The organism is Azospirillum largimobile (assembly GCF_977007025.2).
This window is the reverse complement of sequence record NZ_CDRMUA020000002.1, coordinates 787,691-802,308: the sequence shown is the minus strand read 5'-3', so window position 1 is coordinate 802,308 and position 14,618 is coordinate 787,691. Positions and strand designations below refer to the sequence as shown.

General features: G+C 67.4%; 12 protein-coding genes. 3 read left to right on the top strand and 9 right to left on the bottom strand.

All coding sequences use genetic code 11. The features are described from left to right. Window positions 1-15: 15 nt before the first annotated feature. On the bottom strand, window positions 16-1,341 hold the full coding sequence (locus ACWPKK_RS16855) for an NAD(P)/FAD-dependent oxidoreductase (RefSeq protein ID WP_452006302.1): 1,326 nt from the start codon (window positions 1,339-1,341) through the stop codon (window positions 16-18). Between the two features lie 247 nt (window positions 1,342-1,588). Here ACWPKK_RS16855 and ACWPKK_RS16850 point away from each other — a divergent pair, with 247 nt between their 5' ends. Then, complete coding sequence (locus ACWPKK_RS16850; RefSeq protein ID WP_098734844.1) at window positions 1,589-2,065, top strand: Lrp/AsnC family transcriptional regulator; 477 nt, start codon at window positions 1,589-1,591, stop codon at window positions 2,063-2,065. A 61-nt stretch (window positions 2,066-2,126) separates the two neighbouring features. Here the strand turns inward: ACWPKK_RS16850 and ACWPKK_RS16845 are convergent, their stop codons facing one another. The 7 genes from ACWPKK_RS16845 to ACWPKK_RS16815 all read right to left on the bottom strand — a co-directional run bounded on the left by ACWPKK_RS16845 (window position 2,127) and on the right by ACWPKK_RS16815 (window position 10,663). Further along, on the bottom strand, window positions 2,127-3,782 hold the full coding sequence (locus tag ACWPKK_RS16845; protein ID WP_452006299.1) for an ABC transporter ATP-binding protein: 1,656 nt from the start codon (window positions 3,780-3,782) through the stop codon (window positions 2,127-2,129). Next, window positions 3,782-4,654 (bottom strand): ABC transporter permease, encoded by an 873-nt coding sequence (locus tag ACWPKK_RS16840; protein WP_452006297.1) that lies wholly within the window; start codon window positions 4,652-4,654, stop codon window positions 3,782-3,784. The genes ACWPKK_RS16845 and ACWPKK_RS16840 overlap by 1 nt, the downstream gene beginning before the upstream one ends. Then, window positions 4,651-5,601 carry an ABC transporter permease gene (locus tag ACWPKK_RS16835; protein WP_452006294.1) on the bottom strand — a complete coding sequence of 317 codons (951 nt, stop codon included), beginning with the start codon at window positions 5,599-5,601 and terminating at the stop codon, window positions 4,651-4,653. Before ACWPKK_RS16835 ends, ACWPKK_RS16840 begins: the two co-directional genes overlap by 4 nt. Window positions 5,602-5,733: 132 nt before the next feature. After that, the gene (locus ACWPKK_RS16830; protein WP_452006292.1) at window positions 5,734-7,341 is read right to left on the bottom strand and encodes an ABC transporter substrate-binding protein; all 1,608 of its coding nucleotides are present in this window, start codon (window positions 7,339-7,341) and stop codon (window positions 5,734-5,736) included. Between the two features lie 66 nt (window positions 7,342-7,407). After that, window positions 7,408-8,142, bottom strand: a complete 735-nt coding sequence (locus tag ACWPKK_RS16825) for an HAD-IA family hydrolase (RefSeq protein ID WP_452006677.1) — start codon at window positions 8,140-8,142, stop codon at window positions 7,408-7,410. A gap of 261 nt (window positions 8,143-8,403) precedes the next feature. Next, window positions 8,404-9,780, bottom strand: coding sequence for an aminotransferase class III-fold pyridoxal phosphate-dependent enzyme (locus ACWPKK_RS16820; RefSeq protein WP_452006289.1), 1,377 nt, complete (start codon window positions 9,778-9,780; stop codon window positions 8,404-8,406). Between the two features lie 13 nt (window positions 9,781-9,793). Next, complete coding sequence (locus tag ACWPKK_RS16815; protein ID WP_452006286.1) at window positions 9,794-10,663, bottom strand: GNAT family N-acetyltransferase; 870 nt, start codon at window positions 10,661-10,663, stop codon at window positions 9,794-9,796. Window positions 10,664-11,010: 347 nt separating this feature from the next. Between ACWPKK_RS16815 and ACWPKK_RS16810 the strand changes: the two genes are divergently transcribed. After that, window positions 11,011-11,679, top strand: a complete 669-nt coding sequence (locus tag ACWPKK_RS16810; protein WP_452006284.1) for a haloacid dehalogenase type II — start codon at window positions 11,011-11,013, stop codon at window positions 11,677-11,679. Window positions 11,680-11,724: 45 nt separating this feature from the next. Further along, window positions 11,725-13,011: an NAD(P)/FAD-dependent oxidoreductase gene (locus tag ACWPKK_RS16805; protein WP_452006282.1), complete on the top strand. Its 1,287-nt coding sequence runs from the start codon at window positions 11,725-11,727 to the stop codon at window positions 13,009-13,011. 141 nt (window positions 13,012-13,152) lie between these two features. Here ACWPKK_RS16805 and ACWPKK_RS16800 read toward each other — a convergent pair whose 3' ends face one another. Further along, entirely contained in the window at window positions 13,153-14,613 is a 1,461-nt protein-coding gene (locus ACWPKK_RS16800; protein ID WP_452006280.1) for an NAD-dependent succinate-semialdehyde dehydrogenase, read from the bottom strand. Window positions 14,614-14,618 lie beyond the last annotated feature (5 nt).

Here is a 14,618-nt window from a genome sequence, read left to right as displayed (position 1 = left end):
GGTCCCGCATTCCGGTCAGAAATCGGCGACCTTTCCGGCGGAAAAGCCGGCGAAGCGGTCGGGGTGATAGGGCTTGGGATCGACGATCGGCGGCTGGTCGGTGATGAGGTCGGCGATCAGGTGCCCTGCGCCTGGGCCGATGCCGAAGCCGTGACCGCTGAATCCGGCGGCCAGGATCAGGCCGGGCAGGCTGCCGACTTCGCCGATGGCGGGAACGCCGTCGGGCGTGCTGTCGATGTAGCCGCCCCAGGCGGCGGTGATCGGGGCGCCCTTCAGGCCGGGCAGCAGGGCCATGGCCCGTTCGTGGGTGAGGCGGATGGTGCTGCGGTCCGGGGTGGGGTCGAGAACCCGCACCCGCTCCATCGGGGTCGGACGGTCGAGCCGCCAGCGCCGCAGCGTCTCGTGGCCGGAGCGTATCCCCTCCAGCCCGCCGGGCATCAGACTGCGCCAGCGCCGGGTGAACATCGGCATGAATTGCGGGGCGAAGCGGGCCTGCTGAAGGGTCGGATCGACGCGTCCGCGCCCGCTGATCGCCAGCGTGTGGCCGCCGTCGCCGCGCCGGGTGATCGACACGGCGGCGGTGTGCAGGGCGTCGGGCAGCCCGGCCGGGCTGGGGCCGACCGACAGGATCGAGGACCGGATCGAGGCGAGCGGGAAACGCACGCCGATCTGATGGCAGAAGGAGGAGGCCCAGGCTCCGCCGGCCAGGACCACCATTTTCGTGCGGATCGTGCCCTTTTCGGTGACGACGCCGCTGACCCGCCCGCCGCTGGTTTCCAACCCGCGCGCGGCGCAGCCCTGATGCACCGTGCCGCCCAGCTTCATGATCGCCCGCGCCACGGCGGGTGCGGCACGGGCCGGATCGGCGATGCCGTCCGACGGCGAGAAGACGCCGCCCTTCCAGGGGCGTCCCGTGGCCTGCCCACGCTCGGCGGCTTCGGCGCCGGTCAGCATGTGGGTGGTGACGCCGACCGTCCGGGCGAAATCGCGCCAGCGCGCCCAGCCTGCCAACTCCTGGTCGTCGTTGCTGAGATAGAGCAGGCCGCAGCGGGTGAAGCCGGTGTCCTCGCCGGCTTCGGCGGCGAAGCGCTCCCACAGATCCAGGCTCTTGGTCGCCATCGGCAGTTCCCGCGCATCGCGGTTCTGCTGGCGGCACCAGCCCCAGTTGCGGCTGGACTGTTCGGCCCCGACCTGTCCCTTTTCCACCAGGGCCACCGCCAGTCCGCGCCGGGCCAGATAATAGGCCGCCCAGACGCCGACGATGCCGCCGCCGATCACGACGACATCCGCCTGATCGGGCAGGTTCGGGCTGGACGCGATGGTTTGCAAAGGGGCTGGCATCTGGGCGGATCTCCGAATTCGGCGTTGCTCCATCTAGCCATGCCGCGCGGACCGGCGGGCGCTGCTTTGTTCGATTCGACGGCATTATCTTCTGTCTATGCCTGTGCGGCCGATGCTTTGTTCTGCCGAAAGAAAGTCACTCGGTGATCGACAGGCGGGCGGTGCGTGCTAAGCTGCCTTGGCCGGACCGGCAGAATTTTCTGCTGTCGTTTTCCGCTCCCCCGCCCTCGAACCGGATGGGTTCCCCATGAAGCTGGACCGCATCGACATCAAGATTCTGCATCAGCTCCAGAAGAACGGCCGGATCACCAACGTGGAGTTGGCCGAACTGGTGAACCTGTCGCCCAGCCCCTGCCTGATGCGGGTCAAGAAGCTGCAGGCGGAAGGCTACATCGAAGGCTATACGGCCCAGATCAACGTCAGCAAACTCGGCCAGACCTTGACCGTCTTCACCGAGGTGACGCTGAAGAACCACCGGCAGGTTGATTTCGCCCGCTTCCTGGCCGCCGTCAAGAAGATCGAACAGCTGCTGGAATGCCATCTGGTGTCGGGCGGCTACGACTACATGCTGAAATTCGTCACGTCCGGCATCGGCGAGTATCAGGAGATCATGGAGAAGCTGACCGACATGGACATCGGCATCGACAAGTATTTCAGCTACGTCGTGCTGAAATCGCCGATCGTCCGCGCCCACATGCCGCTGACCACGCTGTTCCAGATGTGAATGGCCTTGCGGCGCGACCGTCGCCCCCGCGCGGCGGTTGGCCGTGCAGGGGGCCGGCCGGTCACGCCACCCGCATCCGGTCGGCGTCGAGGTTCAGCGTGTCGAGCCAGGTCGGGTCCAGCTTCGGAACCGACGAGAACAGCAGCTTCGAATAGGGGTGCTGCGGCTGCTGCCGGGCGGAGGGGATGATGGTCTCCACCGTCTGTCCGCGATACATCACGATGATCTCGTCGCAGATCGCCTCGATCACCGACAGGTCGTGGCTGATGAAGATGTAGGACAGCCCAAGTTCGCGCTGCAGCTCCTTCAGCAGGTCGATGATCGCCGCCGCGACGACGGTGTCGAGGGCCGAGGTGATCTCGTCGCACAGGATCAGTTTCGGTTCGGCGGCGAGCGCGCGGGCGAAATTCACCCGCTGCTTCTGGCCGCCCGACAGTTCGGCTGGGCGGCGGTGGCGCAGGGCGCGCGGCAGGTGGACCATGTCCAGCAGCGCATCGACCCGTGCATCGCGGGCCTTGCCGCGCAGGCCGTGATAGAAGGTCAGGGGGCGGCCGAGGATGTCCTCGATCGACTTGGCCGGGTTGAGCGCGGTATCGGCGTGCTGGAAGACGATCTGCAGGTCGCGCAACTGCTCGCGGCTGCGCTGGCGGGCGCTGTGCCACAATTCCCGCCCGTCGAACTGGATGTCGCCCTTGCTGGCCGGCAGGATGCCGGCGATGGCGCGCGCCAGGGTCGATTTCCCGCATCCGGACTCCCCGATGATGCCGAGGTTGGTGCCCCGCTTTACCTGCAGGCTCACCCCCTTGACGGCGAGGACCAGCGGCTGCCCGTTCGATTGCGGCGGGCCGTAGCCGGCGCTCAGCGTGTTGATTTCCAGCAGCGGCACCGAATTGGCGGCAAAAGCCTCCGCCGCCGCGATCCGGCCGCCGGTGTCGGGGTGGAAGGCGTGCAGCAGCTCCTTCGTGTAGGGGTGGGTCGGACGCGTCAGGATGTCGTCGACGCTTCCGATTTCCTGCACCGCCCCCTGCCGCAGCACCATGATGCGGTCGGCGATCTGCGCGACCACGGCCAGATCGTGGGACACATAGACACAGGCGATCCGGCGCTTCGCGGTCACCGCCTTGAAGGCGCGCAGCACCTCGACCTGGGTGGTGACGTCGAGCGCGGTGGTCGGCTCGTCGAAGATCACCACCTTGGGATCGCCGATCAGGGCCATCGCCGCCGCCAGCCGCTGAAGCTGCCCGCCCGACACCTGGTGCGGATAGCGGTCGCCGATGCCGTCCGGATCGGGCAGCGACAGGGCGCGGAACAGGTCGACCGCCCGGCGGCGCGCCTCGTCCGGCGGCATCAGGCGGTGGATCCGCGTCACCTCGATGACCTGGTCCATGATGGTCGCCGCCGGGTTGAAGGCGGCGGCGGCGCTCTGCGGCACATAGGCCACGACCGTGCCGCGCAGAGCCGCCCGTTCCTTTTCCGACAGCGTTACCATGTCATGGCCGTCCACCCGCACCGTGCCGCCGGAAATCCGGCAGCCCGGACGGGCGTATCCCAGCAGCGTCATGGCGGCGGTGGTCTTGCCCGACCCGCTTTCACCGATGAAGGCGACGGTTTCCCCGGCGGCGATGTCCAGGTCGATGCCCTTCAGGATCTGGAACCAGCGGCCGGAATCGGTGGTGGCCTCGACCATCAGGCCGCGGATTTCGACGAGGTTCGTCATCAGGAGGCACTCCGATCCCGGATCTTCTGCGGAAGATTGTCGATCAGCAGATTGACGCTGATGGTCAAGGTGGCGATGGCCAGCGACGGCACGATCACCGCCGGTGCGGCGAAGGGCAGGCCGCCGATGTTCTCGCGCACCAGCGCGCCCCAGTCGGCGTAGGGCGGCTGAACGCCCAGCCCCAGGAAGGACAGGCCCGACAGCAGCAGGACGATGAAGACGAAACGCAGGCCCAGGTCGGCCAGCACCGGGCCGATGATGTTGGGCAGGATCTCCGACGCGATCAGATAGGGCAGCTTTTCCCCGCGGATGCGGGCGACCATGATGAAATCCATCGTGTCGATGTTGACCGCCAGCGCCCGGCTGAAGCGGTAGGCGCCGGGGATGTAGATGACCGACAGGGTCAGGATCAGCACGGGGATGGACGACCCGACCGCCGCCACCACCATCAGGCCGAACAGCTTGCTGGGAATGGAGTTCAGGGCGTCCAGCAGGCGGCTGACCACCATGTCCACCGGACCGCGCAGCACGGCCGAGGTCATGCCCAGCACGACGCCGGTGAAGCAGGCGATGGCTACCGCCGCCAGCGAGATGCCGACGGTGTAGCGGGCGCCGAAGATGAGACGGGACAGCATGTCGCGGCCGAGATAATCCGACCCCAGCCACAGTCCGGGCCGCATCGGGCCGAAATAATCCAGGTCGATCATCTCCCCCGCCGAATGGGGGGCGATGTAGGGGGCGAACAGGGCGACCAGCGCCCAGAACAGGACCACGGCGGCGCTGACGAGCCCGACCGGATTGATCCGGTAGCCGGACCGCGCCGCGAGGAAGCCGGCGGATGCCCTCGAGCCGGTGGAGGAATGTGTCTTCATCGGAGCCTCGGGTTCGACAGGATGGCGACGATGTCGGCGGTGGTGATCAGAAGCAGATACCCGAAGCAGAAGATCATCGCGCAGGACTGGATCAGCGGCAGGTCGCGGGTGGACACCGCATCCACCATCAGCTTGGCGATTCCCGGATAGTTGAAGATCGTCTCGACGATGATGACGCCGCCCAGCAGGTAGGACAGCGACAGCGCCACCGCGTTGGCGATCGGGGCCAGCGCGTTGGGCAGGGCGTGGCGCAGGACCAGCCGGGGGCGCGATGCCCCTTTCAGCAGCGCCATTTCGACATAGGGCGTGTTCAGCGTCTCGATCACGGCTGCCCGGCTCATGCGGATCATCTGCGCCGACACCACGAAGGTCAGGGTGACGACCGGCATGGCGTAGGCCCGGAACAGGCCGGCGAAGCTGTCGACCTGATAGGTGAAGGACAGCGCGGGCAGCCATTTCAGGTAGACGGCGAACACCAGCACGGCCAGCGTCGCCACCACGAATTCGGGGACCGAGATGATGCCGATGGTGGCGACGGTGACGATGCGGTCGTACAGCGTGCGCCGCCACATGGCGGCGGTGATGCCGAGCGTCAGCGCCAGGGGGACCGACACCAGGGTGGTCAGCCCGGCCAGCTTCAGCGTGTTGGCCAGCCGGCCGGAGATCAGCGTGGCCACCGGCACATTGTTGGCGTAGGAGGTGCCGAAATCGCCCTGGAACAGCCCGCCGATCCAATAGAAGAAGCGCAGCAGGGCCGGTTGGTCGAGATGCATCGCCGTGCGCAGGCCGGCGATCGCTTCCGGCGTCGCCGCCTGACCCAGCAGGATGGTCGCCGTGTCGCCGGGCAGCAGCGTGGTCGCGAAGAACACGGCGAAGGACACGATCGTCAGCGTGACCAGCGCGATGAGCAGCCGACCGAGGATGAGGGACGGAACGCGTGATTTCATGCCTGTCCTCCGCGTGGTGAGGCGCCCCCGGAGGGGGGACCGGGACGGGCGACAATGAGCCGGGCGATGATAAGAAGGGCGGGGGCAGGGACGGTCGGCCTCTCGGCCGAACCGTCCCGCCCGTCCGACGTATCAGGCGGCCAGCCAGACATACTCGGCAAATGCGTAGCCCATCATGCCGCCCAGCGGGCTGGGAGCGAGGCCCTTCAGCTTGTCGGTGATGGCGTCCACATTGGAGATGTAGGCGGGGATGATGGTGCCCGCCTCTTCGGCGATCATCACCTGCATCTGGTTGTACAGTTCCTTGCGCTTGGCCTGGTCGAGCATGCCGCGCGCTTCGATCATCATCTTGTCGAACTTTTCGGACTTGTACTTGCTCTCGTTCCACGGCGCTTCGGAGGCGTAGAGCAGGGAGAACAGGATGTCCGGCGTCGGACGCGGGTTGATGTTGCCGAAATGGACCGGAGCCTTCAGCCAGTAGTTGCTCCAGTACCCGTCGGACGGCACGCGCTGAACGTCGAGCTTCATGCCGATCTCGGCGCCCGAGGCCTGGACCACCATCGCCATGTCGATGGCGGAGGAGGCGGCGTCCGACGTGATCACCGGGATGGATTGTCCCAGCAAGCCAGCCTTCTTGAACAGGGCCTTCGCCTTTTCCGGGTCGTACGCCTTCGGCTTCAGCGCCGCGTTGTGGTACGGGTTGACCGGGGAGACCGGTTGGTCGTTGCCCACCTCGCCGAAGCCGCGCAGGGCCGATTTGACGATCTGCTCGCGGTTGACGAGATATTTCATCCCGTCGACGAAATCCTTGCGGGAGCCCGGTTCCATGTCCAGGCGGATGTTGAGGTTGGTGTAGTTGCCCGAGGTGGTCTTCGACAAGGCGAAGCCCTTCTGCCCGTCGACCAGCCGTGTGGAACGCGGGTTGATCGAGGCGGCGAGATGGATGTCGCCGGACAGCAGCGCGTTGACGCGGGCGTTGTCGTCGCTGATCGCGAAGAATTCGAAGGAGTCGACGTTCGGCCCGCCCTTCCAGTAATTTGGGTTGCGCAGGCCGACGGAGCGCACGCCCGGCTCGAAGCTCTTGCAGGTGAAGGCGCCGGTGCCGTTGCCCTTGGAGAAGTCGGTGGTGCCGTCGGCCACGATCATGAAGTGATGGGTGGCCAGGATGGTCGGCAGGTCGGCGTTGGGGCTGGCCAGCGTGATCTCGACGGTGGTCTTGTCCACCGCCTTGATCTCCGCCATCTGCGCGGCGATCTTCGCGACCTTGGAGCCGACGGCCGGATCGAGGTGGCGCTTCAGCGAAAAGACCACGTCCTCGGCCGTCAGCGACTTGCCGTCGTGGAAGGTGACACCCTTGCGGAGCTTGACCGTCCAGATCTTGGCGTCGCCCGATTCCACGCTCTCGGCCAGTTCCATCTGCGGGATGCCGGCCTGGTCGAGGAAGGTAAGGCGGTTGTAGAAGGCGCAGCACCGGACATAGTCCGTCGACAGCGACGCCTTGGCGGGATCGAGCGTGTCGGCGGTCGAGGCCGACCAGCCGGCGGCCTTCAGCGCGCCGCCCTTCACCGGCGTAGCGGCCAGCGCCATGGTGGCGCGGCCCAGAACAAGGTCGGCGGCGGCAAGGGACACCCCGCCCGCCAGCAGCATCTTCATCAGGTCGCGGCGGTTGGCCCCGCGCCGGATGGCGCTTTCGACCATGCTGTCGTCGGTCCGGCTCCAGGTTTCAGGCGTCTTGCTCATGTCAGCCTCACTCTGTTCGGGTTTGTTTTGTTCGTTTCTTTTTTGGCGCGTTCCGGTTTGGCCCGGTTACGTGGAGGCCGTCTTCGGCTCTGCTGCCGCGGCGTCGACGGCGTCTGCCAGTTCCGCCATCGAGCGGAAGTGGAAATCCGGTTCGGTGAACTCGGCGGGTTCGATGGTCCCGCCATAGCCTTTTTGTGCGTGCCGCCGCTGAATCCAGCAGTTGGTCAGGCCAACGCGCCGGGAAACGCCGATGTCGTGATACTGGCTCTGGGCGACGTGCAGAATGTCGTCCTTGCTGCCGCCGTCGCGCTCGACGAACTCGAACACCTGCTGGAAAAAGGCGGGGTCGGGCTTCTCGACGCCGGTGTCGTCGGCGGTGAAGCCGGCAAAGAACGGCTCGCCCAGTTCGCGCGAGAAATGGGTGAAGGCCCAGCGCCGCGCATTGGTCATCGCAATCAGCTTGTACCGCTTGGCAAGTCGCGCCATGGCGTCCCTGCTGTCGGGGAAGCCGGTCCAGGACGCCGCGGAATCCCGCAGGCGTTCGCCGTATTGCGTGCCGGCGGGCAGGCCCAGCTTCGGCGCGATCACCGAATAGACGCGCACCAGATCGTCGGGGAACAGGCCGGTGGCGTCGGTATAGCGCGCTTCGCGGTAGAGGGTCAGCGCCGCCTCGCCGTCCACCGTTGTGCCGGCCTCCGCCGCGATCTCGGCCAGGCAGTCCTTGATGCCGGATTCGAAGTCGATCAGGGTGCCGACGACGTCGAAGGTCAGATATTTGAAGCTCTGCAGGCTCTTGGGCAGGGTTTTGGGCAACGCACCAACTCCTCATCAAGGACCGCGGGGAACCGTTTCGGTTCGGCGGGGCGTTTCAGGTTCGGCAGCATCGTCCGCCGGGGTTCTTCTGGAGCTGGCCCCTCTGGAGATGGCCAGGAGACCCGGTCTTCTTCCCATCCAGTGTGGTCCATGGGCTTGACGCGGGTCTCTGAATATCGATGCCGGACAGCAGAAAACGCTGGATACGGGGGTATTCGCAGATTCTTCCGCGGACTGCCCCTTTCTCGTCTATCGCATAGCCCGGCGGATGTCGGGATCCTCCAGCGTCTGGTCGAGAGTGCGGGCCGTGCGCTCCAAGATCGCGTCGATGTCGTCGTCGGTGCAGCAGAGCGGCGGGGCATAGCCCAGGACGCCGTTCGCAAAGGCGCGGATCACCAGACCGTTGGTCCAGGCCCGGTCGAAAATCCGGCGGGACGGTTCGGCGGCGGCGGGCAGGGGAGTCTTGCGGTCCTTGTCCACCACCAGTTCGATGGCGGCCAGCATGCCGCGTCCGCGCACGTCGCCGACCACCGGATGGTCGCGCAGGGCATGCAGCCCGGCCATCAGCCGCGCGCCGGCCTTCACGCCGTTGGCGAGCAGGCCGTCCTCGTACAGCCGCAGCGCCTCCAGCCCCACCGCGGCACTCACGGGGTGGGCGGAGTAGGTGTAGCCATGGCCGACCGCGGCGCTGCCGGCGGCATCTGCGATGGTGGCATAAACCGCATCGGACAGGAAGACCGCACCCATCGGCACGTAACCGGAGGTCAGGCCCTTGGCCGTGGTCATCAGGTCGGGGACCACGCCGTCGTCGGTGCAGGCGAACAGCGGGCCGGTTCGGCCGAAGCCGGTGATGACCTCGTCGGCGACGAACAGGATGCCGAGGCTGCGGCAGCGGTCGCACATCGCCTTCATCCAGCCGTCGGGCGGCACCAGCACGCCCCCCGAACCCTGGATCGGTTCGGCATAGAAGGCGGCGACCCGCTCCGGCCCGCCGATCTCGGCGATCTTGGCGTCGAGGGCGGCCAGAGAGGCGGCGATGATCGCGTCGGCATCGTCGCCCACCGGATTGCGGTAGGCGTAATGCGACGGAATCTTGTGCTGCCAGTCGAACGGCACGCCGAAGCCGGCATGGAAGGCGGGCAGGGCGGTCAGCCCGGCACCGACGGTGGAGGAGCCGTGATAGCCCTGCTCGATCGAGATGAACTGGTCGCGTTGCGGCTGGCCCTTGGCCTGCCAGTAGTAGCGGATGAAGCGGATGGTGCTGTCCACCGCGTCCGACCCGCCGAGCGTGAAGAAGACGTGGTTGAGGTCGCCGGGCGCGCGTTCGGCGAGTTCGGCCGCCAGCCGGATGGCCGGCTCGCTGCCAAGCCCGAAATAGCCGGTGGCGTAGGGAAGCACCTGCATCTGGCGGGTGGCGGCATCGACGAGGCGCTGCTGCCCATAGCCGGCATTGACGCACCACAGGCCGGCGAAGCCATCCACCAGCCGGTGGCCGGACGTGTCGGTGAGGGTTGCTCCTGAACCGGAGGCGATCACCCGGACCCCCGCCTTCTCATGGCCGCGGTAGGAGGCGACGGGATGCACCAGATGGGCACGGTCGAGTTCGATCAGGGAATTGCTGAGCATGGTCTTCTCCGGATCAGCCGAGTGCCTGGCTGGCGAGCGCGAAAGTCGAAACGGGAGCGGTCGATGGGGGGGCTTCAGCCGGGGCAGGGCGGCGCATGGCGATGCCGCCGCCGACGTGGCGCAGGCCGCAATCGGCCAGCCATGGTCCCAGGCCGGTGTCGGCGGTGGTGTCCACCCGCAGGAATCTCCCCGGATTTGCGGCAATGATCGGGCCGATCAGGGCCTTGGCGCCCTCCGCATCGGGGGCGACCACCGGGCCGATGACCTGTCCGCGGCCGAAATCGCGCAGCGCCGCGAAGCCGACGGGTGCGCCGTTCCTGCGCAGCAGCGTGAAGGATCCGACCTCGGCGAAGCGCTCCAGCAGCAGGCCGCGGTCGGCGCCGAAGGCCTGCCGGTCCAGGGCGGCGATGGCGGTGCGGTCGTCGGCGCCGGCGGGGACAACGTCATCCGCCGCAACCATCGGTACCGGACCGGCCTCCCCCTGGTGCTGAAGGACGGTGCCGACCTCGCGGAACCCCAGCTTTTCATAGAGCGGCAAACCGTCCGTCGTGGCGACGAGGCGCAGGGGGCGGTCTCCGGCCAGCGCCATGGCTTCGTCCATCAGGCGGCGGCCAAGGCCCTGCCCGCGCCAGCCTTCATCGACGATGACCATGTTGATGGTGGCCGCATCCTCGCCATAGGGCGTCATCAGCACCGTGCCGACCACCTGCGACGTCTCGGCGTCCACGGCGACCAGCCCCTGGCTGAGCGCGAGAGCCAGGGACCAGTCTTCCAGACGGTGCGGCCATTGCGCCTGCCGCGACAGGGCGAGCGCGTCCTTGAGAAATCTGGGCTCGAAAGCCGGATAGTGAACCGTTCTCTTGGGAACCGTATTCTTGCTCATGGGCAGTCCTTTCACCCTCTGACCCAAGAGTGGGCGCACTGCTCCCGGACGTTTGTCCGAAGGCGACGCCTGCCGCGATATCTTTCACCTTTGCTTCGGCGGCTGGCCGCATCTTATGCCGTGGCGGGGGCCGCCGGTCCCGCGCATGGGGCGCCCGTACCCCGTTCGACGAGCGCCAGCGCCCTTCCCCTCCCAACCAAATGCTGAGTGCGGAGACGGAAACGGAACTTTGTGCTTTCGCGCCGGGCAATTCGGTCAGGCCCGGTATCACGGCGGGGCTAGGATCGTGGGGCAGGGCCGATCGCGCCCCAATCCTCTCCCACCGCCCCCATCCCGAGGAAGCAGCCATGAGCCAGTTTCGGCCGAAATACGTCACTTTCGATTGCCACGGCACGCTGATCAATTTTCAGATGGCCGAAGCCGCGCGCGATCTGTACGGATCGATCCTCGACGAGGCGCGGATGACGGAGTTCATCAAGAACTTCGCCGCCTACCGGCTTGACGAGATCATGGGCGACTGGAAGCCCTACGCCGAGGTCGTGCACAATTCGCTGGAGCGGACTTGCAAGCGCAACAACGTCGTCTTCCGCGACGAGGATGCGCGCATGGTCTATGAGCGGGTTCCCACCTGGGGGCCGCATGCGGACGTGCCGGCCGGGCTTGCCAGGGTCGCCAAGGAAATCCCGCTGGTCATCCTGTCCAACGCCATGAACGACCAGATCCCGTCGAACGTGGCGAAGCTGGGCGCGCCCTTCCATGCCGTCTACACCGCCGAGCAGGCGCAGGCCTACAAGCCGCGCTTCCAAGCGTTCGAATACATGTTCGACATGCTCGGCTGCGGGCCGGAGGACATCCTGCACTGCTCCTCCTCCTTCCGCTACGACCTGATGTCGGCGCACGACCTGGGGATCCGCAACAAGGTGTGGGTCAACCGCGGCCACGAACCGGCCAACCCGTATTACGGCTATACGGAGATTCGCGACATCTCCGGCCTGCCCGGCGTGGTCGGGCTGTAAGGGGCGCATTTCACGGTTCAGGCTGCAATGAGAAGGACCCAGGTCATGAAATTCGTCTCCTACTGGCACGACACCGCTCCCGCCTTCAGGGGCGGGGCAGAGGGCGTCGCAGAGGGCGTCGCAGAGGGCCAGTATGACGTCGCCATCGTCGGAGGGGGGTTCACCGGCCTGGGTGCCGCCCGCCAGCTTGCCAAGGCCGGGGCGCGGGTGGTCGTGCTGGAGGCGGACCGCATCGGCGGCGGTGCGTCGGGGCGCAACGGCGGGCACCTCAACAACGGTCTGGCGCACAGCTTCATCGCCGCCAAGACCGCCTTGGGGACGGAGCGCGCCATCGCGCTCTACCGCGCCTTCGACCAGTCGATCGACACGCTGGAGGCGGTGATCGCCGAAGAGGGGATCGACTGCAATTTTCGTCGTGCCGGCAAGCTGAAGCTGGCCTCGAAGCCCGCCCATTTCGACACCATCGCCCGCAACTTCGAGGTGGTGCACCGCGAGGTCGATCCCGACACCGCTCTGCTGACCGCCGAGGACCTGAAGGGGGAGGTCGGCTCGCCATTCCACGGCGCGATGCTGTCGCGCAAGAGCGCGATGATGCATATGGGCCGCTTCGTCACCGGGCTCGCGGATGCGGCCGTGCGGCATGGCGCGGTGCTGGTCGAGAACGCGCCGGTCGGCGCCATCACCCGCTCCGGCGACCGCCACACGCTGTCCACGCCGCGCGGCACGGTGACCGCCAAGGAGGTGCTGGTCGCCACCGGCGCCTATACCACGCCGAATTTCAGCCATTTCCGCCGCCGCATCATCTCGGTCGGCAGCTTCATCATTGCCACCCGCCCGCTGAGCGACGGTGAGATCGCGTCGGTGGTACCCGGCAACCGCACCTACGTCACGTCGATGAACATCGGCAACTACTTCCGCCTGTCGCCCGACCGGCGGCTGATCTTCGGCGGCCGGGCGCGCTTCTCGGCCACCTCGGACCAGCGGTCCGACGCCAAGAGCGGGGCGATCCTGCGGGCGAGCCTGGCGAAGATCTTCCCGCAGATCGCCAGCGTCGACATCGATTATTGCTGGGGTGGATTGGTGGACATGACCAGCGACCGCTACCCGCGCGCCGGCTACCAGGACGGCCTGTGGTACGCCATGGGCTATTCCGGCCACGGGGCGCAGTTGTCCACCCATCTCGGCATGACCATGGCCGATGCGATCCTGGGCCGTGAGGACCGGAACCCGCTGAAGGGGCTGTCCTGGCCCGCCGTCCCCGGCCATTTCGGCAAGCCCTGGTTCCTGCCGCTGGTCGGGCTGTACTACAAGGCGCTCGACCGGATTCAGTGATGTGGGGTTTAAGTGGCACTCTCCCTCTCCCCCCCGGGGAGAGGGTCGGGGTGAGGGGGATGCGTTGCAGGACCTTTGTAGAAATCCTGCCGCGCGCCCCCCTCACCCTAACCCTCTCCCCGGGGGGGAGAGGGGACTTCCTCACCCCAGCCCGCCGATGTGGAAGGTCTTCATCTCCAGATATTCCTCGATCCCCACCTGCGCCCCTTCGCGCCCCAGGCCGGACTGCTTGACGCCGCCGAAGGGAGCGACCTCGGTGGAAATCAGGCCGGTGTTCAGCCCGACCATGCCGGCCTCCAGCGCTTCGCCCACCCGCCAGGACCGCGCGAGGTTCTGCGTGTAGAAATAGGCGGCCAAGCCGAAGGGCGTGGCGTTGGCGAGCGCGATGGCCTCCTCCTCCGTCTCGAAGCGGAACAGCGGCGCCACCGGGCCGAAGGTCTCCTCATGGGCGAGCAGCATGTCGGTGGTGGCGTCGGTCAGAACCACCGGCGCCACGAACTGCGGACCCTGCGCCGCGACGGCGGCTGCGGACGCGATGCTCGCCCCCTTGGACAGCGCGTCGTCGAGGTGGCGCTCGATCTTCTCGACGGCGGCGGCGTTGATCATCGGGCCGATGGCGACGCCCGGCTCCAGCCCGGACCCCACCCGCATGGCGTTGACGCGGGCGACCAGCCGGTCGCGGAATGCGTCGTAGACGCCGGCCTGCACCAGGATGCGGTTGGCGCAGACGCAGGTCTGCCCGCCGTTGCGGAACTTGGAGAGGATCACACCCTCCACCGCCTGATCCAGATCGGCGTCGTCGAACACGATGAAGGGCGCGTTGCCGCCCAGCTCCAGGCTCAGCCGCTTGATGCCGGCGGCGGCCCCGCGCATCAGCAGGGAACCGACGCGGGTGGAGCCGGTGAAGGAGATCTTGCGGACGGTCTCGTTCGCCAGAAGCTCCTCGCCGATGGCTTCCGGCCGGCCGGTCAGGATGTTGATCACGCCGGCGGGGATGCCCGCCCGTTCGGCCAGCACGCCCAGCGCCAGCGCCGAATAGGGCGTGAAGTCCGACGGCTTGATCACCACGGTGCAGCCGGCGGCCAGCGCCGGGGCCACCTTGCGGGTGATCATGGCGTTGGGGAAGTTCCACGGCGTGATGATGCCGCAGACGCCGACCGGCTCCTTCAGGACGACGATGCGACGGTCCGGGGTGGGGGAGGGGATGGTGGTGCCGCCGATGCGTCGCGCCTCCTCGGCGAACCATTTGACGAAGGACGCACCATAGCGGATCTCGCCCCGCGCCTCGTCCAGCGGCTTGCCCTGCTCCAGCGTCAGGATGCGGGCCAGATCCTCCAGATTCTCGATCATCAGCGCGTGCCAGCGCTCCAGCAGCGCGGCACGGTCGGCATGGGTGCGACGCCGCCAGGCGGGGTAGGCCTCGGCCGCGGCGGCGATGGCGTCGCGGGCGTCTGTTCCGTCCATGTCGGGGACGCTGCCGAGGCTGCCGCCGGTCGCCGGGTTCCGGACGTCGATGGTCCGGCCGGCCGCCCCGGCGCACCAGCGCCCGCCGATCAGCCCCTGTTCGCGGAACAAGGAGGGGTCCGTCAGGTGATGGGTCATGGTCG